The 22,177-nt window shown below is 66.0% G+C and carries 20 protein-coding genes; 12 read left to right on the forward strand and 8 right to left on the reverse strand.

Annotation, left to right across the window (positions count from 1 at the left end):
* Positions 1–31 precede the first annotated feature (31 nt).
* Entirely contained in the window at positions 32–784 is a 753-nt protein-coding gene (locus JQ633_RS32940; RefSeq protein WP_211989995.1) for a VWA domain-containing protein, read from the forward strand.
* Positions 785–863: 79 nt separating this feature from the next.
* Positions 864–1,583 (forward strand): DnaJ domain-containing protein, encoded by a 720-nt coding sequence (locus JQ633_RS32945; protein ID WP_211989996.1) that lies wholly within the window; start codon positions 864–866, stop codon positions 1,581–1,583.
* 238 nt (positions 1,584–1,821) lie between these two features.
* On the opposite strand, the gene JQ633_RS32950 is transcribed toward JQ633_RS32945, so the two are convergent.
* Positions 1,822–3,615 carry a serine hydrolase gene (locus tag JQ633_RS32950; protein WP_211989997.1) on the reverse strand — a complete coding sequence of 598 codons (1,794 nt, stop codon included), beginning with the start codon at positions 3,613–3,615 and terminating at the stop codon, positions 1,822–1,824.
* Between the two features lie 413 nt (positions 3,616–4,028).
* Between JQ633_RS32950 and JQ633_RS32955 the strand changes: the two genes are divergently transcribed.
* Positions 4,029–4,373, forward strand: coding sequence for a phasin family protein (locus JQ633_RS32955; protein ID WP_211989998.1), 345 nt, complete (start codon positions 4,029–4,031; stop codon positions 4,371–4,373).
* 87 nt (positions 4,374–4,460) lie between these two features.
* On the opposite strand, the gene JQ633_RS32960 is transcribed toward JQ633_RS32955, so the two are convergent.
* Positions 4,461–6,167, reverse strand: coding sequence for a TadE/TadG family type IV pilus assembly protein (locus tag JQ633_RS32960; RefSeq protein ID WP_211989999.1), 1,707 nt, complete (start codon positions 6,165–6,167; stop codon positions 4,461–4,463).
* Positions 6,168–6,657: 490 nt separating this feature from the next.
* Here JQ633_RS32960 and clpS point away from each other — a divergent pair, with 490 nt between their 5' ends.
* Both clpS and clpA read left to right on the forward strand, forming a co-directional pair.
* Positions 6,658–6,990: an ATP-dependent Clp protease adapter ClpS gene (clpS, locus tag JQ633_RS32965; protein ID WP_211990000.1), complete on the forward strand. Its 333-nt coding sequence runs from the start codon at positions 6,658–6,660 to the stop codon at positions 6,988–6,990.
* Between the two features lie 296 nt (positions 6,991–7,286).
* Positions 7,287–9,689, forward strand: a complete 2,403-nt coding sequence (gene clpA, locus JQ633_RS32970; protein ID WP_211990001.1) for an ATP-dependent Clp protease ATP-binding subunit ClpA — start codon at positions 7,287–7,289, stop codon at positions 9,687–9,689.
* Between the two features lie 90 nt (positions 9,690–9,779).
* Here clpA and JQ633_RS32975 read toward each other — a convergent pair whose 3' ends face one another.
* The 3 genes from JQ633_RS32975 to JQ633_RS32985 all read right to left on the reverse strand — a co-directional run bounded on the left by JQ633_RS32975 (position 9,780) and on the right by JQ633_RS32985 (position 12,924).
* Positions 9,780–11,201: an MFS transporter gene (locus JQ633_RS32975; RefSeq protein ID WP_211990002.1), complete on the reverse strand. Its 1,422-nt coding sequence runs from the start codon at positions 11,199–11,201 to the stop codon at positions 9,780–9,782.
* Between the two features lie 257 nt (positions 11,202–11,458).
* Positions 11,459–11,812: a PilZ domain-containing protein gene (locus JQ633_RS32980; RefSeq protein ID WP_211990003.1), complete on the reverse strand. Its 354-nt coding sequence runs from the start codon at positions 11,810–11,812 to the stop codon at positions 11,459–11,461.
* Positions 11,813–11,967: 155 nt separating this feature from the next.
* Positions 11,968–12,924 carry a helix-turn-helix domain-containing protein gene (locus JQ633_RS32985; RefSeq protein ID WP_211990004.1) on the reverse strand — a complete coding sequence of 319 codons (957 nt, stop codon included), beginning with the start codon at positions 12,922–12,924 and terminating at the stop codon, positions 11,968–11,970.
* Between the two features lie 189 nt (positions 12,925–13,113).
* Here JQ633_RS32985 and JQ633_RS32990 point away from each other — a divergent pair, with 189 nt between their 5' ends.
* On the forward strand, positions 13,114–14,130 hold the full coding sequence (locus tag JQ633_RS32990) for a carbon-nitrogen hydrolase family protein (protein ID WP_211990005.1): 1,017 nt from the start codon (positions 13,114–13,116) through the stop codon (positions 14,128–14,130).
* Between the two features lie 12 nt (positions 14,131–14,142).
* Entirely contained in the window at positions 14,143–15,183 is a 1,041-nt protein-coding gene (locus tag JQ633_RS32995) for a phenylacetaldoxime dehydratase family protein (RefSeq protein WP_211990006.1), read from the forward strand.
* A 242-nt stretch (positions 15,184–15,425) separates the two neighbouring features.
* On the opposite strand, the gene JQ633_RS33000 is transcribed toward JQ633_RS32995, so the two are convergent.
* Positions 15,426–16,355 carry a glycine/sarcosine/betaine reductase selenoprotein B family protein gene (locus JQ633_RS33000; RefSeq protein ID WP_211990007.1) on the reverse strand — a complete coding sequence of 310 codons (930 nt, stop codon included), beginning with the start codon at positions 16,353–16,355 and terminating at the stop codon, positions 15,426–15,428.
* A gap of 91 nt (positions 16,356–16,446) precedes the next feature.
* Between JQ633_RS33000 and JQ633_RS33005 the strand changes: the two genes are divergently transcribed.
* From JQ633_RS33005 to tsaA, 5 genes are all read left to right on the forward strand, one after another.
* Positions 16,447–17,529 carry a lytic transglycosylase domain-containing protein gene (locus tag JQ633_RS33005; protein WP_249159832.1) on the forward strand — a complete coding sequence of 361 codons (1,083 nt, stop codon included), beginning with the start codon at positions 16,447–16,449 and terminating at the stop codon, positions 17,527–17,529.
* A gap of 182 nt (positions 17,530–17,711) precedes the next feature.
* Positions 17,712–18,464 carry an AzlC family ABC transporter permease gene (locus JQ633_RS33010; protein WP_211990008.1) on the forward strand — a complete coding sequence of 251 codons (753 nt, stop codon included), beginning with the start codon at positions 17,712–17,714 and terminating at the stop codon, positions 18,462–18,464.
* Positions 18,461–18,805, forward strand: a complete 345-nt coding sequence (locus tag JQ633_RS33015; RefSeq protein ID WP_211990009.1) for an AzlD domain-containing protein — start codon at positions 18,461–18,463, stop codon at positions 18,803–18,805. The genes JQ633_RS33010 and JQ633_RS33015 overlap by 4 nt, the downstream gene beginning before the upstream one ends.
* A 60-nt stretch (positions 18,806–18,865) precedes the next feature.
* Positions 18,866–19,840: a Bug family tripartite tricarboxylate transporter substrate binding protein gene (locus JQ633_RS33020; RefSeq protein WP_249159833.1), complete on the forward strand. Its 975-nt coding sequence runs from the start codon at positions 18,866–18,868 to the stop codon at positions 19,838–19,840.
* A 4-nt stretch (positions 19,841–19,844) separates the two neighbouring features.
* Positions 19,845–20,336 carry a tRNA (N6-threonylcarbamoyladenosine(37)-N6)-methyltransferase TrmO gene (tsaA, locus tag JQ633_RS33025; RefSeq protein WP_211990010.1) on the forward strand — a complete coding sequence of 164 codons (492 nt, stop codon included), beginning with the start codon at positions 19,845–19,847 and terminating at the stop codon, positions 20,334–20,336.
* Positions 20,337–20,454: 118 nt separating this feature from the next.
* Here the strand turns inward: tsaA and JQ633_RS33030 are convergent, their stop codons facing one another.
* Both JQ633_RS33030 and JQ633_RS33035 read right to left on the reverse strand, forming a co-directional pair.
* Complete coding sequence (locus tag JQ633_RS33030) at positions 20,455–20,880, reverse strand: HIT family protein (RefSeq protein ID WP_211990011.1); 426 nt, start codon at positions 20,878–20,880, stop codon at positions 20,455–20,457.
* Between the two features lie 52 nt (positions 20,881–20,932).
* Complete coding sequence (locus JQ633_RS33035) at positions 20,933–22,168, reverse strand: GNAT family N-acetyltransferase (RefSeq protein ID WP_211990012.1); 1,236 nt, start codon at positions 22,166–22,168, stop codon at positions 20,933–20,935.
* Between the last annotated feature and the right edge of the window lie 9 nt (positions 22,169–22,177).

A 22,177-nucleotide genomic window follows, 5' to 3' on the forward strand; every position in this document is an offset into this window, starting at 1 on the left:
ACATAGCATTTGCTGTACGAGGCAAGCGCTGATGGCCGGCGAGCCGACCAAACCGACATCTGGACATGACCCGCGTCCGGCGGAGACGCGGACGACTGTGCCGGACGCACGGACGTCTACCTCCGACGACATCGCCGCCTTCGTCGCCAAGGCGCGCGCGATGTCGCCGCACCGCGCCGGCGCCCGCGGCCGGCTGGTGTTCGCGCTCGACGCCACCATGAGCCGGCAGCCGACCTGGGACATGGCCTGCACGCTGCAGGCGGACATGTTCCGTGAGGCCGCCGCCCTCGGCAGCCTCGATATCCGTCTCGTCTACTATCGCGGCCTCAACGAGTGCCGTGCCACCGGGTGGATCTCGGACAGCGCGCAGCTCGCAAGGCTGATGGGCAAGATCGATTGCCGCGGCGGCAACACCCAGATCGGCAAGGTGCTGACGGAGACGCGGCGCGAAGCGGTCGCCTCCGGCGTGCGGGCGCTGGTGTTCGTCGGCGATGCGATGGAGGAGCCGGTCGACGAGCTCTGCGCCAAGGCCGGCGAGCTCGGCCTGCTCAAGGTGCCTGTCTTCATGTTCCAGGAAGGCAGCGACGCGGTCGCCGAGCAGGCGTTTCGTGAGATCGCGCGGCTGACCGGCGGCGCATGGTGCAGGTTCGATCCCGGTGCGGCCGCCCAGCTCCGCGAGCTGCTGCGCGCCGCGGCGGCCTATGCCGCGGGGGGACGCGAGGCGCTGTTGCAGTTGGCGAAGACCGCAAGCGGCGCGGCCAAGCTGATCGGCCAGATGAAGTAAGCGGCATCGCCGTCGTTTCACGCGGGGATGAGGCGAAGCCGCGCATGCTTTTTGCGGCGGGCGCGCCTATATTCCGGGCATGCCAACCCTGATTGCCGGCATTGTTGCCGTTGTCGTGATTTATTCAGCCCTGCAGATGTTCCGTGCAGCCAATCCGGCTGTGCTGGCGCGCGGCATCCGCCTTGCGGGCGGTGTCCTCGCGCTCGCCGTCGCGGCCTTCACCGGCGTCCGTGGTGAGCTCGCGGTCGCGATCCCGCTCGGCATTTTCGGCGCCGGCCTGCTCGGCTGGTCGCCGTTCGGCGCGACCGGCTTTCCCAATTTCGGCGGCATGTTCGGCGGGCGCAGCTCGGCGGGACAAAGCTCGCGGGTGCGCTCGCACTATCTCGACATGAGCCTCGATCATGACAGCGGCGTGCTCAAGGGCCGGATCGTGGCCGGCCCACATGAGGGCCGCCTGCTCGACGAGTTCGACCTGTCGGAGCTGCTGGCGATGGTGCCGAGCTTCGATGCCGAGAGCGTGGCGTTACTTGAAAGCTATCTGGACCGCCGGTTTCCCGCCTGGCGTCAGGACGCGCAGGGCGACCGGACAGGGGGGCAGGGGCGCGCGGCGTCGCGCGGCAAAATGACGGACGAGGAGGCCTATCAGATCCTTGGCCTGCAGCCTGGCGCGACGCGTGACGACATCAGCCGGGCCCATCGCGCCCTGATGAAGAAACTGCATCCCGACCAAGGGGGGTCGACGTATCTCGCTGCCCGTGTCAACGAGGCCAAGGACACTCTGCTTCGCACGCATCACTAACTCCGGCAACGCTATCAACGCCACAAGCCGAGAGCCGTCTCTGCCGATCTCTGATTGATGCCCCGCGGCGCCGCCATTGTCCGGCGCGGCCGATCTTTCTTTGGTGAAAACTTAACCGTAAAATCTTGACGAGAAGTTTCGTAAGTCCGGTTGCGGATCGATCTCGCTCGCGGCGTGCTGAAAAGCAACAGGGCCGGCGCTTGCGGCGCCGGCCCTGCGTCAAATCAGATCCTGCGGGTTAGTTCCGAACGGTGATGCAGGAGATGTCGGCGCGCTTGAGCGTGCGGCAGACCTGCTCGGCCTGGTCGCGCTCGAGGCCGGCGAAGCGGGCGCGGTAGAGCTTGCGGTTGTCCTTGGCGACCACCTCGGTGAACGGATCGGCCTTGCTGAGCAGGCCGCGGGCCGAGCTGCGCGCGAGGTCGATGCGCTGCTTCGCTTCGCCTTCGGTTTCCAGCGCGCCGACCTGAACGATCCAGCCGCTGTGGGCGACCGGCGCGGCCGGCTTGATGGCGGCGGCGCTCGGCTGGCTGCGGGCGGGCTCGATCGAGGCCACGGCCTGCGGCGCCGGAGGCGGCGACGCGTGCACGGCGGAAGCGGGAAGGACGCCGAGGATGCCGTTGCCGGTGCCGAAATTGGCGGGCTGCGGCGGCATCTCGGGCCGCGAGGTTTCGACAGCGCGCGCCATCATCGCATTGGAGGTCTCGGCGGCGACCTCGGCGCGCGGCGGGATCGTGCTGGTGATCGGCGGCGCCGACTGTGCGGGGCCGGCGGCGGCGAGCTTGACCTGGCCGGCGCGGACCTGGACGGTCTTCACCTTGACGGGCTTCATCGGTTCAGCGGAGCCCGGGATCGCGGCGATCGGCTGGGTCTGGATCACGCCGGAAGTCAGCGGCGCCGGTTCGGGCTTGGGCTCAGGCTTGGCCTGGGTCTCAGGCTTGGCGGGGAGCGGCGGCAGCGCGGCGGCGGCAGCAGCCATCAGCGACGGCCGGCTCGCCGGGCGGGCCGGCTGCATCGCGGTGGAGGCAGGCTCGGAGGCGGCCGCCGGCGAGGCATCTGCACGCGAGTCGCTGTCGTCTTCGGCGACCTCGACCCTGGCGTCGGCCGGGTTGCGCTCGGTGATCGCGGCAACGGTGCGGGTGGTTGCGCCCCTGCCCACGTTCTCGGCGAGCAAATTGCGCATGATGGCGTCGCGGGAGCCGCCGCTGCGGCCGCCCATCACCACGCCGACCAGGAAGCGGTTGCCGCGGTGCATCGAGGTGACGAGGTTGAAGCCGGAGGCGCGGGTGTAGCCGGTCTTGATGCCGTCGACGCCCTCGACGCTGCCGAGCAGACGATTGTGTCCGGTGATGGTGCGGCCGCGGAAATTGAAGGCCGTGGTCGAGAAGTAACGATAGTAGCGCGGGAAGCGATCCTGGATCGCGCGGCCGAGGGTCGACTGGTCGCGCGCCGTGGTGATCTGCTCGTCGTTGGGCAGGCCGGAGGCGTTGCGATAGACGGTGCGGCTCATGCCGAGCGCGCGCGCCTTGCGGGTCATCATCCGGGCGAAGTCGTCCTCGCTGCCGCCGATCGCCTCGGCGATCACCACCGCCGCGTCGTTGGCGGAGCGGGTGACGAGGCCCTTGATGGCATCCTCGACCTTGATGCTCGAGCCGGGCCGCAGCCCGAGCTTGGTCGGATCCTGCTCGGACGCATGCTCGGAGACCGGCATCTCGGTATCGAGCTTCATCTTGCCGGCGTCGAGGCGCTCGAACAGCAGATAGAGCGTCATGATCTTGGTGAGCGAGGCGGGGTGGCGCAGGCCGTCGGGGCTGGTCGCAGTCAGCACCGCGCCGGAATTGCCGTCGACGATAATCGAGGCGAAGCGCGAGCTGTTGGTCTCGCGCGCTTCCTGGCTGTGCTGGTGGCGGACGTGCCGATGCCGGTAGCGACGTGCTTCGGCACTGTCACTGATCAGGATCGCCGTCGTGACGGTGACGAGCCCGAGAACGCCAACTCGCAACGCCCGCGAGGAAGCCAAGGTTTTACGAAGCATCTACTTCCCCGTCCCAATTTCTATCTAGATCACCGGTCCGTGAGGCGAAATTGTGCCCGGCGGCCGCCGATCCTTGCCTGCGCAACAGTCCAGTTTCGGGCTGAACCTTGGCCCCGTTGGCCGCGCCGGTTGCTCTTCTAGCTAAGGTATTGTTCACAAACGGCTTTTGAGGCCCGTCTGCCGGAAGGCGAACAAAGTCCGGGAATCAGGTTAGGCGGGCCGAGTTTCCAAAAGATTAAGCAACCGTTGCGTAGTCCCCCGGGGTTTATTGCAAATGCTGCAGATTCGCAGCAATGGTGCGTCGCACAAATTATGTTGACTTAATTGTGCATTGCACTATCTTGACAGCGTCAGGGGGCCGGGAGCTTCCCGGCAGGAATGCGCTTTCAAGTCTGGGCAAGGAACCTGAGTCAATGATCAAGATTGAAGACATTCAGAACTACGGCAAAGAGCATCTGGAATCGGTTGCGGCTTCCGCGACCAACGTGCAGAGCGGTGTTCAGGCGATCGCCACCGCTTATGGCGACTACGCCAAGAAGTCCTTCGAGGACACCAAGTCGTTCGTTGAGAAGCTGTCGGGCGTGAAGTCGCTCGACAAGGCGCTCGAGGCGCAGACTGAATTCCTGCGCAGCAGCTACGAGACCTTCGTTGCGGAATCGCAGAAGATCGCCGGCCTCTACGGCGACTGCGCCAAGCAGGCGTTCAAGCCTTACGAGGGGCTGGTCGCGAAGTTCGCGCCGACGACCACCTCGCACTAACGTCGACGCCTGCAGCTTCGCAGCGTCGAAAACAAGAAGCCCGGCCAGTGATGGCCGGGCTTTTTCGTACGCCGATTTGCAGGGCGTCTATTTCGCGACGCGCAGCTTCGAGATCTGCGTGAGGATGTTCTGGAAGGCATCCGCCGTCTGACCGGCAGTCGTGATCATCTGGAAATTGCCGGTCGTCGCGCAGTCCTGCAACACCTGCGATTTCGGGTCCCTGTTGTTGATGTTCACCTGAATGGTGAAGATCGTGATCTTGCTGGCCGGATCGGCCTTGATGGCCTGACAGAGCAACTGCTGCCGGGTGTCGATGTCCGACTGGGTCGTGCTCCAACGATTCTGAGTGTTCAATCCGTCGGAGAGCAGGACGATGTAGTCCTGGTAAGGATAGTTGGCGTCCTTCGGCGGTGCCTTGATCGGCGGGTTTGAGGTGTTCAGCGACAGCCATCCCCATGCCAGCCCAACCGCCTGGTTGGTATTGCCGCTCGGATACATGTTGTCGATCTGGCCTTTGAGCGTGCTCCACTGGTTGCTCATCGCCGTCACGGTGCCGGGAAGACAATCAGCGAACTGCTCGGCGTAAAAAGCCGTCGACGGTGTCGTCGAGACGCCAAGCGAGGACGGCGGCGCAGTGTTGCTCGTATCGTAATTCTGATCGCGATCGTTGACGCAGCCGGTCCAGGTGCTGTGGGCGGGCGCAGCGGCTGCCGTTGCGGCGGTACCATCGCCGCGCCAGAGGTGCGAGTACGTCGGAGGCAGGCTGCAAACCTTGCTCTTTCCGTTGCCGCTACAGCTGCAGTTGCTGGTCGAGCCGCAGCTCGCGCCCGCGCCGGAATCTATGACCGTTCCCGGCACCGTAACCGTCGTGTAGCAGCCGTTGTAGTAGATGCTGGTCTTGCCGGGCAGCTTTCTGCCGCTGTCCATGCTGGGGCAGATATAACCCGCATACGTGCCGCTCGAGGGGATTGTGCTGGTGCTTTGCGCGCCGCTCAAGGTCGCCGGCCGGTCCATGCAGGTAAAGCCGTGGGTGCTGCTCGTGAACGGGCAATCCGACCCCGCTTTGACCGTATTCCAACCGGTGGGATAGTTGCTCTTGAGAATCGGAGGCTCAGCCTCCCATTCCGCCCAGTTGATCCAGGGCTGGTTGACATTGGCCACGTCGACATTCACGTCCTTCGAGAACGGAACAATCGAAATATAAACATCACCGGTCTGCTTGTTGTAACCCGACAGGGTATCGATCATGCCCTTGGCGGCGGATTGGAGCGCGGCCATCTTGCCGTTCTGGGCCATCGACCCGGTGTTATCGAGCACCAGCGCGACGCGCATCTTCATGCTGCCCCAGGTCGATGTCGAACTGGTGTTGAAGTCGATCTTCGGAAATCCGGCGATCTTCATGAAGTCGGTCGTGACCGAACTGGACCCGTTGATGAGGACGGTCGAGGCTGTCGTCGCACTGCCTGCCGAGTAGGTTGCGTTAATCGTTGCCGACGCCTTGGCATCCGTGTTGGTATAAAGCGCGGCGAAGTAGGCCTGCGCCTTTGTGTTGATATCAGCCGTCGTTATGGTGCCGTCGGTAAGATCCTTAGCAACCATCAGGGCCGCGGAGTCCATCGCGGCCTGCATCGACGATCGGGCGCTGTTGGCGCGGGAATAGTCGATCGCGACCCCCACGAAGCTGAGGATCGGGACTGCCGCGAGGGCGAAGATCACCGCGATATTTCCGTCGGTTGCTGCTGAAAACCGGGCTACCGCGGTGCGTGCGCGACAAAAAATGGCTGAACCAAGCATGGCGCTCTCGTCAAAATGGACTGGTACGCCATATCGGCGCGCGCCGCTAAACAGATGATGAATCCTGCAGCGGAAACGGGCAGGAGGTGCGCCGAGCCGGGCTCAAGCCTGGGCAAAAGCCGCATTTATCCTCAACGGCGGCTAAACCGGGGGCCCGACTCCTTTGTCAAATCCGAGGGAAACGATTAACCTTGCCGGGATTGCCGCCGCCGGAATCGGGCGGCTGCGAGCCGGGCAGGCGGGACGCTTCTGTGCTTGCGGCAGGCCGCCGCCGGCCCCATATTCGGGAAGCTGACCCAGCCGCTGGGTCGGGACCGGGAGCGGCAATCCGGAAAGCGTTGCTGGGAGTTCCGCGACGCTGCGGCTTCTTGCGCCAGCGTTCCGATACGCGATCCGGTTTTCCCACGGGAATTCGAACGTTTGAGCCATGTTGCGATCCACGTCCATCATCCTATCGCCGTCGGCGGCATCCACGGCGGAAGCTGTCCGAATGAGCAATGACGAGCCCCGCAACGGCGGGACCAGCGGTCCGTCGACCTCGGTCATCACCAAGGTCAAGCCGAAGACCAAACGACCGAACCTGTATCGCGTCCTGATCCTGAACGACGACTACACGCCGATGGAGTTCGTCGTTCATGTGCTGGAGCGGTTCTTCAACAAGGACGCCGAGGCCGCGACCAAGATCATGCTCCACGTGCATCATCACGGGATCGGCGAGTGTGGTGTGTTCACTTACGAGATCGCCGAAACCAAAGTGACGCAGGTCATGGATTTCGCGCGCAAGCATCAGCATCCGCTGCAATGCGTGATGGAAAAGAAATAGTTCAGCGGTAACGGCGCCCTGCGCGATATTCCGTGATCTGCCGCCGCGCCGGAACGGGTGTTTCGGCCGGTCGGTTGTTGCAGCAAGATAAGTGATTGAAACGAGCAGCGTTCCCGTATCAGTACGGATGGCAGCCGCGCGTTCGCCCCAGTGCCTGAAATTTAGAGGAAAACCATCGCGGCGGGACCGGTCTTTCGCCACGATCCGTCGTAACTATATCAGAGGGGATCACAAAGGTTGCTGTTGCCTGACCGGGTAAGGGCGATCATGATGGCCGGGGGCCATAGAGGACGCGAATGCCTACTTTTTCCCAAAGCCTAGAACAATCTCTGCATCGTGCATTGGCGATCGCGAACGAGCGTCACCATCAATACGCGACGCTCGAACATCTGCTGCTGTCGCTGATCGATGACTCGGATGCGGCGGCGGTGATGCGGGCCTGCAGCGTCGACCTCGACAAGCTGAGGACGAGCCTCGTCAATTATCTCGAGACCGAATTCGAGAACCTGGTGACCGACGGCGCCGACGATGCCAAGCCGACCGCCGGGTTCCAGCGCGTGATCCAGCGCGCGGTGATCCATGTCCAGTCGTCCGGTCGCGAGGAAGTGACCGGGGCCAACGTGCTGATCGCGATCTTCGCGGAGCGCGAGAGCCATGCAGCGTACTTCCTGCAGGAGCAGGACATGACGCGCTACGATGCGGTCAACTACATCAGCCACGGCATCGCCAAGCGGCCGGGCGTCTCCGAGGCGCGGCCGGTGCGCGGCGTCGACGAGGAGACCGAGACCAAGGGCAACGAGGACGCCAAGAAGAAGGGCGAGGCGCTCGAAACCTATTGCGTCAACCTCAACAAGAAGGCGCGCGACGGCAAGATCGATCCGGTGATCGGGCGTAACGCCGAGATCAACCGTGCGATCCAGGTGCTGTGCCGCCGCCAGAAGAACAACCCGCTGTTCGTCGGTGAAGCCGGCGTCGGCAAGACCGCGATCGCCGAAGGCCTCGCCAAGCGCATCGTCGACAGCGACGTGCCGGAAGTGCTGGCCGCCGCGACCGTGTTCTCGCTCGACATGGGCACGCTGCTGGCGGGCACCCGCTACCGTGGCGATTTCGAGGAGCGGCTGAAGCAGGTCCTGAAGGAGCTGGAGGCGCATCCGAACGCCATCCTGTTCATCGACGAGATCCACACCGTGATCGGCGCCGGTGCCACCTCCGGCGGCGCGATGGACGCGTCCAATCTGCTGAAGCCGGCGCTGGCCTCGGGCACCATCCGCTGCATGGGCTCGACCACGTACAAGGAATACCGTCAGCACTTCGAGAAGGACCGCGCGCTGGTGCGGCGCTTCCAGAAGATCGACGTCAACGAGCCAACGGTCGAAGACGCCATCGCGATCCTCAAGGGCCTCAAGCCCTATTTCGAGGATTACCACCGGCTGAAATACACCAATGAGGCGATCGAGGCTGCGGTGCAGCTCTCCTCGCGCTACATCCACGACCGCAAGCTGCCCGACAAGGCGATCGACGTGATCGACGAATCAGGCGCGGCGCAGATGCTGGTCGCCGAGAGCAAGCGCAAGAAGACGATCGGCATCAAGGAGATCGAAACCACCATCGCGACGATGGCGCGGATCCCGCCGAAGAGCGTGTCGAAGGACGATGCCGAGGTGCTCAAGCATCTCGAGCAGACCCTGAAGCGCGTGGTGTTCGGCCAGGACAAGGCGATCGAGTCGCTGTCGGCATCGATCAAGCTGGCGCGTGCCGGCCTGCGCGAGCCGGAGAAGCCGATCGGCTGCTACCTGTTCTCGGGTCCGACCGGCGTCGGCAAGACCGAGGTGGCAAAGCAGCTGGCTGCGTCGCTCGGCGTCGAGCTGCTGCGCTTCGACATGTCCGAGTACATGGAGCGGCACACCGTGTCGCGCCTGATCGGCGCGCCTCCAGGCTATGTCGGCTTCGACCAGGGCGGCCTCTTGACCGACGGCGTCGACCAGCATCCGCATTGCGTGGTGCTGCTCGACGAAATCGAGAAGGCGCATCCGGACCTCTACAACGTGCTGCTGCAGATCATGGACCACGGCCGGCTCACCGACCACAACGGCAAGCAGGTCAACTTCCGCAACGTGATCCTGATCATGACCACGAATGCGGGCGCGGCCGATCTCGCACGGCAGGCCTTCGGCTTTACCCGCTCCAAGCGGGAAGGCGACGACCACGAGGCGATCAACCGGCAGTTCGCGCCCGAGTTCCGCAACCGGCTGGATGCGATCGTCTCCTTCGCGCACCTCAATGCCGACGTCATCGGCATGGTGGTCGAGAAGTTCGTGCTGCAGCTCGAAGCCCAGCTCGCCGACCGCGACGTCACGATCGAGCTGTCCGAGCCTGCCAAGGCCTGGCTGATCGAGCACGGCTATGACGAGCAGATGGGCGCCCGTCCGATGGCGCGCATCATCCAGGAGCACATCAAGAAGCCGCTCGCTGATGAGGTGCTGTTCGGCCAGCTTAAGGGGGGCGGCCACGTTCGCGTCGTCATGGTCAAGGACGAGGCGACGGACAAGGACAAGATCGGCTTCGAGTTCGTCGAGGGTCCGGTCACGCCGAAGCCGGAAAACCTGCCGCCGCGCAAGCGCAAGCCGCCGAAGGGCGGCGGCGGTGGCGGAGGCGGCACCAAGGGCCCCGCGTCGAAGGGGCCGATGGTCAAGGCCTGAGGCGTCAGCGAGACAACCAATGAAAAGGCCGGCTTGAAGCCGGCCTTTTTCGTTTGTAGGGCGCATGGTGCCCCGGTTGGGGCGCAGAGCTCACTCCCCCTTCAGGCGCTGGCTTTCATGGACCCGCACCTGCTCGGCGCCGCGGCTGCCGGCCGTTGACAGCCGCAGCGTGCTCAGCAGAGCGCCGGTGAGGGCAAAGCCGACGCCGACCATCAGCGAGATACGCGTGCCGTCGGCCGGATAGCGCGCCAGCAGCAGTGCCACGAGCGCCGCGCCGATGGTCTGTCCGAGCAGGCGGGCGGTGCCCAGCATGCCGCTGGCGCCGCCGGAGCGCTCGCGCGGGGCTGCCGCGATCATGGTGCGGTTGTTCGGGGTCTGGAACAGGCCGAACCCGGCGCCGGCAAGCGCCATCCGCCAGATCACGTCGACGGGCGTGGCATCGGCCGGCATCATCGCCAAAGTGCCGAGCCCCATTGCGAACAGCAGAAGCCCGATGCCGCCCAGAAGCCCGGCCGGATAGCGCTCGACCAGCCAGCCCGCGAGCGGCGCCGCGCAGGCGACCGCGATCGGCCAGGGCGTGATCAACAGGCCGATCTGCACCGCCGTGTAGCCGAAATGGTTCTCGAGATAGAAGGGCATCGCGACGAAGGCCAGCATCTGGCCGCAGAACGAGGCGATCGAGGTGCCGATCGACAGTGCGAAGATCGGGATCGACAGCAGGTCGACCGGCAGCAGCGGCGAGGGAAGGTGCCGCTGGCGCCGGTACAGCAGGTGGGATGCCATCGCGGCGACGGCAAACTCCAACGCGCACAGATACAGCGCCTCGCCATGGCCGGCGCTGTCGATCGCGCTGATGCCGAAGCCGAACGCGATCGCGCTGAGGCCGGCGCTGAGCCAGTCGAAGGCGTGGACGGCGGGCATCGTGTGCGGCAGGACGCGCCAGCCCAGCGCCAGCGTGACGATGCCGAGCGGGACGTTGATCGCGAACAGATATGGCCATGTGCCGACCGCGAGGATCACCGAGGCGACGGTCGGGCCGACCGCGGCTGATATCGCGACCACCAGCGCGTTGACGCCGATGCCGCGGCCGAGCTGCGACCTCGGGTAGATGAAACGCACCAGCGCGGTGTTGACGCTCAGGATCCCGGCCGCGCCAAAGCCCTGCAGCACGCGGGCGATGGTGAGCAGCGGCAGCGTATGCGCCAGCGCGCAAAACAGCGAGGCCAGCGTGAACAGCAGGAGCCCCGCCAGATAGACCCGGCGATAGCCGATGATCTCGCCGAGCGAGGCCAGCGGCAGCAGCGAGATCGTGATCGCGAGCTGATAGCCGTTGACGATCCAGATCGAGAATGCCGGGCTGGCGTCGAGGCTCTTGGCGATGGTCGGCAGCGCAACGTTGGCGATCGAGCCGTCGATGACGGCCATCACGAGCCCGAGCGCGATGGTGAGAATGGCCCAGTTGCGTTGCGGCTGCGGCAGCCCGTCGGCGTGCTCGATCGGTGGCGATGACATCTCGGAGGCAGGTTCGAGTGGAGCGGCGATTCATCTCCGGATTAGGAAATTGCCGGATCGACCGCAAGCCGGGTGGGGCACGGGTCTGCGCCAAGCTGCTGTCAGTCCCGTCATCCTGAGGAGCGGCGTTAGCCGCGTCTCGAAGGATCGACGGCCACCAGTCGGGCCGTGCATCCTTCGAGACGCCGCTTCGCGGCTCCTCTGGATGACGGGGATGGAGCTCGACGTGTGGGACGACGGCTGACGCCCGCGACGCCTCAGCGTTCGCCGAGCAGTTCCTTGATGCGCCGCTGCAGCTGGCGCTTCTTGATCTCGCTGCGGCGCAGGCGCTCGTCGAGATCGCTGACCGGGGTGTCCGAGGTCATGATGCGGAAGGCGAGGCCGACCTTGTTGGCCTGGCGCCAGATCAGCCGGGCCAGGAACGAGCGGCCCTTGCGGGCGATGGTGAGCTTCATCTCCTCGGGCACGCGCGCGGCGTCGCCGAACTCCACGCAGGCGCCGCCATCGCTGATGTTGCGCACCGTGCAGTCCAACGTCGAGCCGCGTTCGTTGATCTCCGCAACGCCGCCGTAAAGCACCTTGTCGCGAATGGTCCGGCGCCGGTCCAGCATCGCAAAAAATCCTCCGAATGAACGGCAGGACTGTACCGCTCCGCGGCGGGAAAAGAAGGTCCGCAATGGAACCCGTTGCAGTTAACGTAAATTGTTCGCGGCCGGCGCAACCTGGATTCAGCGATAGTTTTTGCGCCGCAAACGTGCCAGCCGGATCAGTTCGGCAACCGGCTGTGGCGCCAGTCGCGCGGCGACTGGCCGTAATGCTCGCGGAACACCCGGCCGAAATGCGAGAGATCGTTAAAACCCCAGGCGAAGGCGATCTCGCCGATATGGCGATGCGCGTGCGCCGGCGAGGCGAGGTCGCGCTTGCAACGCTCCAGCCGCTGCGCCAGCAGGAAGCGCTGGAACGAGGTGCCTTCGTCGGCAAACAGGCTGCTGGCGTAGCGCGGCGAGATGCCGAGCGCCGCGGCGGTCTCGGCGAGGCCGAGATCGGGGTTGGGCAGATGCGCCAGCACATGCGCCTTCAGCCGGTAGAGGAGAGCCGAGCGGTGGGTCGAGGCCGGCAGCGCGGAGCCAGCGAGCCGCTCGCTCATCGCCATCGCGAGCAGGTCCGCGGCCTGATCGGAGAGCCGGATCGCGCTATCCGGATCGAGCCTGTCGGCGACGTCGGCGAGGCCGGCGATGAACTGACAGGCCAGCCGCTGCACCGGGCTGTCCGAGGTGAACGTGGTCGCGGTGAGGGCCTGCGTGCCGGCGAAGCGGCGGTGCAGCATCTCGCGCGGCATCTGGAAGATGGTCTGGGTGAAGTCGTCGTTGAAGCGCAGCTCGTAGGGGCGGGTGGTGTCGTAGAAGGCGAATTCGCCGGGTTGGATCGCGGTCTCGCGGCCGTCCTGCAGCACGGCGCCGGCGCCGCGCCGGCCGAGCGCGATCAGGATGAAGTCCTCGCTGGCGCGCGCGATCCGCGACGGCGTGCGCAACACCCGCTGCCGGCTCGAGGAGACCGTCGAGCATCTGGCCGCGCCGAGCTGCGCTGAGGTGATGGCGCCGTGGAAGGCGGTGCCGAGGTCGGACTTGCAGTCGAGCTGCACGAAGACGTCGCAGACGATGTCCTGCCAGAGCGCGAGGCGCCGGTGGGTGGGCGCGTCTTCCGTGGTGAACAGGGCCGGCATGATTTCCTCCCTCCCTTCACGAGTCCAAACGCTGGCCACTCAAACAAAGCAAGCTTCGTACCCGGGCGCCCGCGGCCGATCTCCTCCGCAGTCGAATTTTCCTTCCGTCCTGGTCGAACGGCGGTCCCGGTCCCGGGGCAGCATGATGTCAGAGGCCGCTAGGGCCGATCAAGTGCGAGGAGGAACATCATGGGCATCGAACATCCGAAATATCGCGTTGCGGTGGTGCAGGCGGCGCCGGCGTTTCTCGACCTCGACGCGTCCATCGCCAAGTCGATCGCGCTGATCGAGGAGGCGGCCGCAAAGGGGGCCAAGCTGATCGCGTTCCCGGAGGCCTTCATCCCCGGCTATCCCTGGTACATCTGGCTGGACTCGCCGGCCTGGGCGATCGGGCGTGGCTTCGTGCAGCGCTATTTCGACAATTCGCTGAGCTACGACAGCCCGCAGGCCGAGAAACTGCGGCTCGCGGTGAAGCAGGCCGGCATGACCGCGGTACTCGGCCTGTCCGAGCGCGACGGCGGCAGCCTCTACCTCGCGCAATGGCTGATCGGCCCCGATGGCGAGACGATCGCAAAGCGGCGCAAGCTGCGGCCGACCCATGCCGAGCGCACCGTCTATGGCGAGGGTGATGGCAGCGACCTTGCGGTGCACGACCGTCCCGGCATCGGCCGGCTTGGCGCGCTGTGCTGCTGGGAGCACCTGCAGCCGCTGTCGAAATACGCGATGTACGCCCAGAACGAGCAGGTCCATGTCGCGGCCTGGCCGAGCTTCTCGCTGTACGATCCGTTCGCGCCGGCGCTCGGCTGGGAGGTCAACAATGCGGCCTCGCGCGTCTATGCCGTCGAGGGCTCCTGCTTCGTGCTGGCGCCCTGTGCCACGGTCTCGCAGGCGATGATCGACGAGCTCTGCGATCGCGACGACAAGCACGCCCTGCTGCATGTCGGCGGCGGCCATGCCGCGATCTACGGGCCCGACGGCAGCGCGCTCGCCGAGAAGCTGCCGCCCGAGCAGGAGGGGCTGCTGTTCGCCGACATCGATCTCGGCGCAATCAGCGTCGCCAAGAACGCTGCCGATCCGGCCGGGCATTATTCGCGGCCCGACGTCACGCGTCTGCTGCTGAACAGGAAGCCCTCCAAGCGCGTCGAGCATTTCGCGCTGCCGCTCGACAATCTGCCGGGCGACGAGCTCGACGCGGCCGCGAGCTGACGGAGGCAAACCATGGAGTCAGCCATTCCATCACATCTCGAGACCACGCGATCCCGCCACAAGCGCGTGCCCGACGACTACGCGCCGCCTTATCCGTCCTTCGTCGCGCGCCACAAGCCCGCGGTGACGCGGGTGATCATGGCCTATTTCGGCGTGCAGTATCGCGGCGAGCCGACGGCCGCGGTGACCGCGGCGCTGGCGCAGATCGCGGCGCGCTTCGCGAGCGAGAACGGTCCGTCGCACTGGGACCGTGCGCAATATGTCGACCAGGCCGGATTCACCAACGTCGTCTCGGTCGCCTATTGGGACGATGCCGGGCGCTTCGACGCCTGGTTCGCCGGAGCGCGCGAGGCGTGGACCGGCGGCGCCGCGGCTGACGGCATCGGCCGCTTGGTCGAGGTGCTACGGCCGCATGTTGCGCGCTACGAGACGCTGTTCTCTTCCACCGACCGTGCCGAAGGCGTCGCGGTTCTCGCCGACGGCATGAGCGGGGAGATCCAGGAGCACGCCTATTGGGGCGGCATGCGCGACCGCATCCCGCTGTCGCAGACCGACGCGATGTCGCCGGGCGGCGAGCCGCGCGTGATCCGTGACGGCGCTCGCATCCGCGTGGTCGCGCACGACAATCTCTGCCTGATCCGCTCCGGGCAGGATTGGAGCGACACCGAGGCGTCGGAGCGCAAGATGTATCTCGACGACGTCGAGCCGGTCTTGCGCGAGGGCATGGACTTCCTGCGCGACGACGGCGTGCGGGTCGGATGCTACGCCAACCGCTACATGCAGGTCGTCGATGCCGAGGGACGGCCGACCGAGAAGTCCTATGGGCAGAGCTGGTGGAAGTCTCTCGCGGCGCTGGAGCGCTGGTCGGAATCGCATCCGACCCACGTCAAGATCTTCGGCGCGGCGATGAAGTATTTGATGACGCTGGGGCCGAGCGCGAAGCTCAGGCTCTATCACGAGGTCACGGTCGCCGCCGCGGACGAACAGTTCTTCGAGTATCTCGGCTGCCACGAGCGGACCGGGATGCTCAACGCAGTTCCGGTCGCGTCATGAACTCGGACGAAGCAAAGGTACGAGTCCCAAATATGGAAGAACAACCCCATGCAAAGTAGCCGGCGGCCGCCTGCACTCGGAAAAGCCACTTGACGCGTCGGGCAACTCAGTAGTAAATTTCCATTGTTCCGAAATTTTGCGAATGCCGCCGCCGCGCGATAGTCCTGCGGGCGGCGCCTTAGTCTTGCGGGCGGCGCCTTGCGCCGACCCGCCTGGCTCGCGGTAAGGCTAATCCGACACGATCAGGCGACGCGCAGACCCTTGGCGATTTCCTTCTGGGCGTCGAACTCGCGACGCAGGCGCGCCAGCTCCTCGGCGCTGAGCGCGTCCGCGTTGCTGTAGTCACGCTTCCAGGCATGGTCCTCGCTCCAGCGCAGTGGCGACTGCACCGTGGTTTGCGGACCGGGGGCCTGCTCCAGCACGCGCAGCGCCAGCTCCAGCGTGGAAGCCTGCGAGGCAACGTCGTGCGGCTTGCCGGCGGAGTTGCCGAGCGGGAAGTCGGAGAACAGGAAACGCGCGACTGCGGCGTGCTCGACGATATCCTTGGCGCAGCCCATCACGACGGTTGGGATGCCGTTCGCTTCGAGATGTCGCGCGACCAGGCTGACGGTCTGGTGGCACACCGGGCAGTTCGGAACCAGCACCGCGGCATCGACGGCATCTGCGCGGCAGCGCGCGAGGATTTCCGGCGCATCGGTGTCGATGGTGACGCGGTGGCTGCGGTTGGTCGGGGCGCCGAAGAAGCGCGGTGCGACCTCGCCGATCCGTCCCTCGGCGGCAAGCCGCTTGAGCTGCGCCAGCGGGAACCAGGTGCCGCTATCGGTTGCCGTGGTGTGCACGCGGTCATAGGCGATATGGGAAATCCGCACATCGTGCGGCAGCGAGGTGTCGCCGTCATAGACCGAATAGAACTTGGCGCCGCCATTGTATTTCGCGCCGGGGCCCTGGTCGCCCTTGGCCGGATCGAACGGCGCCGCCGTCGTGATCAGGGCGACGCGGGACCGGCCGAGCTGCTTGGTCAGCGGCTGGAACGGGGCGGAGGTGTAGTGCGCCCAGCGGTAGGGTGTGGTGTAGCCGATCGCCGCGTAATAATCCCGGGTCCGCTTCATGTAGCCGATCGGGGCGTCGTCCTCGGGCGCGAAACCGAGCTGATCGTCCGAAGGTGCGGCCATTTTGCGCTCCCTTTTGCGCGCCATCATTATCAGCCATAGCTAGACGAGGAGCCTGCGGTGTCAAGCCGCGCGGCGCGGGAACAGAACTGCGATGCGAACGGGTCTTTGCGCCGCATGGATCATGCTTGCGATGCTGCTGCCGCCGGCCGGCGCCAGCGCGGAGGACACGCCGCCTGCCGCGGCCGGGCCGTCCCACGCCGAGCAACCCGTCTCCCCTCCGGCGGACAAGCCGGCGGCGCCGGCCGAGCCACCGGCTGCGCCCGTGGCGGAGAAGCCTGTGGATCAGCCCGCGGCCGCTCCCGCTGAGAAGCCGGCAACGCCGGAAGAGAAATCAGCGTCAGCCCCGGCCGACAAACCCGCCGATGCGCGCGAGAGCGACACCCGCGAGGCGATGTGCCTGATGATCGAGTCCGCCGCGCGGGCGAACGATCTGCCGCTCGAGTTCTTCGCCCGCGTGATCTGGCAGGAGAGCCGTTTCCAGGCCGACGCGGTCGGGCCGGTCACGCGCAGCGGCCAGCGCGCGCAGGGCATCGCGCAGTTCATGCCGGGCACCGCCAGCGAGCGTGGGCTGCTCGATCCCTTCAATCCGGTGCAGGCGTTGCCGAAATCGGCCGAGTTTCTGAGCGAGCTGCGTGGCCAGTTCGGCAATCTCGGGCTTGCCGCCGCGGCCTACAATGCCGGCCCGCGGCGGATCCAGGAATGGCTCGCCGGCACCGGCTACATGCCGCAGGAGACCCGCGCCTATGTCTATGCGATCACCGGCTCCAGCGTCGACGATTGGGCGACGGCAGGGCGCACCGGCAAGATGCCCGAGCGCAAGCCGACGTCGAGCTGCCGCGAGCTGATGGCGCTGCTCAAGCGTGCCCCCAATCCGTTCGTCGCCGAGCTCGAGCAGCACGTGACGCTGTCGGCGGCCAAGGTGTGGGGCGTGCAGCTCGCCGCCGGCTTCAGCCGCGACAAGGCGCTGGCGATGTACGCCCGTGCAATGAAGCGGCTCTCCAACGTGATCGGCGACCAGGACCCGAGCCTCTTGAGCTCGCGGCTGCGCACCCGCGGCAGCGCCACCTTCTACCAGGTGCGCATCGGCGCCGACACGCGCGGCGAGGCCGACGGCCTCTGCAGCCGCATCCGCAAGGCCGGTGGCGCATGCTTCGTGCTGAAGAACCGGGCGTGACGTCATCTCGTAGCCCGGATGCAGCGAAGCGAAATCCGGGGCAGTCTCTCCGCGGTGAGGCTTTCCCGGATTGCGCTTCGCTCCATCCGGGCTACCGCATAGCGGCTCTGTGCGGTGCCTTGCTTGACCGTGCGTTGCGCCGGCCCTAAGCCGCCGCCATTGCAACACCATCCGGTTCTCCCGTGGCGCTTCCTCCGCTCGACTCTCAGCAATGGCAGACCTCGTTCCGCGCCTTCCTGTGGGGCGCGCGGTCGATCGGGGCGACGGTGCTGACGCTGGTGCTGTTTGCGACCTATCTAGGCATCGGCGCGCTGGCGCATGATTCCGGCTTTTCGCTGGGCTGGACGCTGGCGAGCACGGCGTTCGTCTGGGCCGGGCCGGCGCAGATCATCGTGATCACGACGCTCGGCTCCGGCGCCACGGTGCTGCAATCGGCGATCGCGGTCACGGTCAGCGCCATCCGCCTGTTTCCGATGGTGGTGTCGGTGCTGCCGATGATGCGCACCGAGACGACAAAGCGCTGGCATCTCATTCTCGTCGCGCATCTCACCGCGGTGACGCTGTGGGTCGAGTGCTTCCGCTTCCTGCCGCAGGTGCCGCGCAACCGGCGGATCGCCTTCGTGCATGGGCTCGGTTGTGGGCTGGTCTGCGTCTGCCTGATCGCGAACACGATCGGCTACACGCTCGCCGCCAATCTCTCTCCGTTGCTGGCTGCCGGCATCCTGATGCTGACGCCGCTGGCGTTCCTGTTCTCCACCGCGCGCAACTGCCGCGAGCTTGCCGATGTCATCGCGCTGGTGCTCGGACTGCTGCTGTTCCCGGTAGCGGCGCTCTTGAACAGCGGCGTCGACATCCTGGTCAGCGGCGTGGTGGCCGGAACCATCGCCTATGGCGTGCACCGCTTGAGGGCCGGGACGGTGAGGGCGGGCGCATGAGCAGCTTCATCGGCGATTGGCACGCGCTCGCGATCCTGTTCGTCGCCGGCGTCATCCCCAACCAGATCTGGCGCATGCTCGGCCTGTGGTTCGGCGGCGGCATCGACGAGAACTCCGAGCTGCTGGTCTGGGTCAGGGCGGTCGCGACCGCGATCCTCGCCGGCATCATCGCGCAGATCGTGGTGCAACCGCCGGGCGCGCTGGCCAGCGTGCCGGACTGGCTGCGCTACGGCGCGGTCGCCGCCGGCTTCGTCGTCTTCATGCTGACGCGGCGTTCGATCTTCGCCGGCGTGATCGCGGGCGAAATCGTCATGATCGCGGGCAAATACTGGCTCGGCTGATTGCGGCGAGCGGATATTCCGCTAGTCTCGCGCCCCAACAACAACAATCGGGGGAACAGCATGAGGCGGCGCGCATCAGCATTCATTGTCGGATTGGCCGCGGCGCTGATGGCGACGCAGGTATCTGCCGCCGAATATCCGACGCGTCCGATCAAGCTCGTGGTGCCTTATGCTGCGGGCGGGCCGACCGACGTGCTCGGCCGGATCATCGGCGAATATCTCGGGCGCGATCTCAAGCAGGTGGTCGTGGTCGAGAACAAGGCCGGCGCGCAGGGCGCAATCGGTGCCGAGGCGGTGGCGCGCTCCGATCCCGACGGCTACACGCTGTTCGTGACGGCGGCCTCGATCTTCGTGCTCAATCCGCTGCTGTACAAGAAGCTGCCCTACGATCCGACGAAGGATTTCCGCCTGCTGGCCGTCGTCACCGATGCGCCGATGATCATGGAGGTGAATCCTTCAGTGCCCGCCAAGACGATCGCGGAGTTCGTCGCCTATGCGAAGCAGAATCCGGGGAAGCTCAACTTCGGATCGGCCGGCACCGGCGGCACCGTTCATCTCGCCGGCGAGATGTTCAAGCAGATGGCCGGCGTTGAGATGACCCATGTGCCCTACAAGGGCGCCGGCCCCGCGCTGACCGATCTGTTGTCCGGCAACATCCAGCTGATGTTCGACACGCTCGGCACCGCACTGCCGCCGGTGAAGTCGGGCATGCTGCGGCCGCTCGGCGTCAGCTCGACCGAGCGCATTCCTGATCTGCCCGATCTGCCGACCATTGCCGAGAGCGGCTATCCCGATTATGCCGTCAGCGTCTGGTACGGTCTCGCGGCGCCGTCGAAGGTGCCGGGTGATGTCGCCGACAAGATCAAGGCGAGCCTCGACCGGGCCTTGAACGACGAGGCGTTTCGCGCTTCGCTGATCAAGATCGGCTTTCCGCCTCTGCGCCCGAAGAGCCAGGCCGAGATCGACAAGTTCGTGGAGACCGACCGCGCGCGGTGGGCGGGCGTGGTCAAGGCGCTGAACATATCGTTGGACTGAACAGATGGTACGTGAAAGTGAACTGCGCAGCGGCGAAGTCGCCGTCGACATGCCGACGGCGCGCGATGCCGGCCTCGTCTTCATCGGCCGCATCCGCACGCCGTGGACCTCGCGGCTGGAGACGCCGCGGCAGGGGCGGCACGACGGCCCGGTGTGCCGGCTCGAGATCTTCGAGCCCTGGACCAGCGCGATCAAGGGCGTCGATTTCTACGAGAACCTCGAAGTGCTGTACTGGCTGCACCAGTCGCGCCGCGACATCGTGCTGCAAAGCCCGAAGAACAACGGCAAGACCCGCGGCACCTTCTCGCTGCGCTCGCCGGTGCGCCCCAATCCGATCGGCACCTCGATCGTGAAGCTGGTCGGCGTCGAGGGCAACGTCGTCCTGGTGCGTGGCCTCGACTGCCTCGACGAGACGCCGCTGATCGACCTCAAGCCCGACCGCTGCGAGTTCACACCGCTCGCCCCGCCGCAGCCGGGGGATTTCCAGACGGAGTGACGGCGGCGTCGTAGCCCGGATGGAGCGAAGCGAAATCCGGGGCCGGTCTTGCCGCGTGGAGGGAATCCCGGATTACGCTTCGCTCCATCCGGGCTACGACACCGCGTGCGTGGCGTGGTTACTTCAACGCAGCGATCAGCTTCGCCGCGGTGGCTTCCAGCACCTTAGCCTCTTCCTTGCGGCTGGCGGGCGGCAGCAGCGGCTCGCCGTCCTTGCGCGGCATCACGTGCATGTGCAGGTGGAATACGACCTGGCCGCCGGCGGGCTCGTTGAACTGCTGCACGGTGATGCCGTCGGCCTCGAACGCCTTCATCGCCGCGGCGGCGATCTTGTGGGCGCCGCGCGCAACATGGGCGTAGTCGTCGGGCTTGATGTCGAGGATGTTGCGGGCAGGGGCCTTCGGGATGACGAGCGTATGCCCGGGCGAGCGCGGCATGATGTCGAGGAAGGCGAAGACGTGCTCGTCCTCATAGACCTTGTAGCAAGGCAGCTCGCCGCGCAGGATCTTTGCGAAGATGTTGTTGGTGTCGTAGGCGGCGGGCATCGGCGGGCTCCTCAAGTTCTGCGGATTTAATCTCTGACATGCGACTAGAACGTCAAGCCTCGTCCTCGACCGTCTTCCGGAACGGACCGGCCTCGGAGAGCTCGCGGCCGACCTCGGCGACATAGTCGCGCTCGCGCTTGAGATAGTCGGCGATTGCCTTGCGCAGGCCGGGATCAGCGATGAAATGCGCCGAGTGGGTGGTCTGCGGCAGGTAGCCGCGCGCCAGCTTGTGCTCGCCCTGCGCGCCGGCCTCGACCACCTTCAGCCCGCGCTGGATCGCGAAATCGATCGCTTGGTAGTAGCAGACCTCGAAATGCAGGAAGGGGTGATGCTCGACCGCGCCCCAGTTGCGGCCGAACAGCGTATCGGAACCGATGAAGTTGATCGCGCCGGCGATCCAGCGGCCGTCGCGCTTGGCCATCACCAGCAGCACGTCGCGGCTCATGCTCTCGCCGATCAGCGAGAAGAACTTTCGGGTCAGATACGGCCGGCCCCATTTGCGCGAACCGGTCTCCATGTAGAACTCGAAGAACGCGTCCCAGGCGTCCTCGGTGATATCGGAACCGGTCAGCCAGTGGATGGTGATCCCGGCGGCCACCGCCTCGCGGCGCTCGCGCTTGATCGCCTTGCGGTGGCGGGAGTTCAGCGAGCCGAGAAAATCGTCGAAGGTCTTGTAGCCGTCATTGTGCCAGTGGAACTGCTGGTCGGTCCGCTGCAGGAAGCCGTGCGCGCCGAGGAACCTGGCTTCGTCCTCGCGTGCAAACGTCACGTGCACCGAGGAGGCTTCGGTGGCGTTGCAGAGCGCCCGCAGGCCCCGCGCCAGCGCCGAGCCGATCTGTTCACGGTCGACGCCATCGCGGATCAACAGGCGCGGTCCGGTGGCCGGCGTGAAGGGAACGGAGACCTGCAGCTTCGGGTAATAGCTGCCGCCGGCGCGGTGATACGCCTCGGCCCAGCCGCGGTCGAACACGTATTCGCCCTGCGAGTGGGACTTCAGGTAACAGGGCACGACGCCGACGATCTTCCCGTCAAGCTTTGCGATCAGGTGCCGGGGACCCCAGCCGGTGCGCGGGCAGGCCGAGCTGGAGGCTTCGGCCGCGGCGAAAAAGGCGTGGGAGACGAATGGGTTATAGCTCGACCTTGAGATCGCCTCGCAGTCGCCTGCCAGCGTATCGAGGTTGTCCAGACTGTCCGGATCCGGTTTCGGATTGGCGCAGGCGTCCCACTCAGCGGCGGGGATGTCGCTGATGTCTGGAACAGCCTCTAGGGTGATTTCGGAAGACGTCATCGAGAATGA

It is taken from the genome of Bradyrhizobium tropiciagri (assembly GCF_018130505.1).
In the GTDB taxonomy this organism is placed as follows: Bacteria; Pseudomonadota; Alphaproteobacteria; order Rhizobiales; family Xanthobacteraceae; genus Bradyrhizobium; species Bradyrhizobium tropiciagri_B.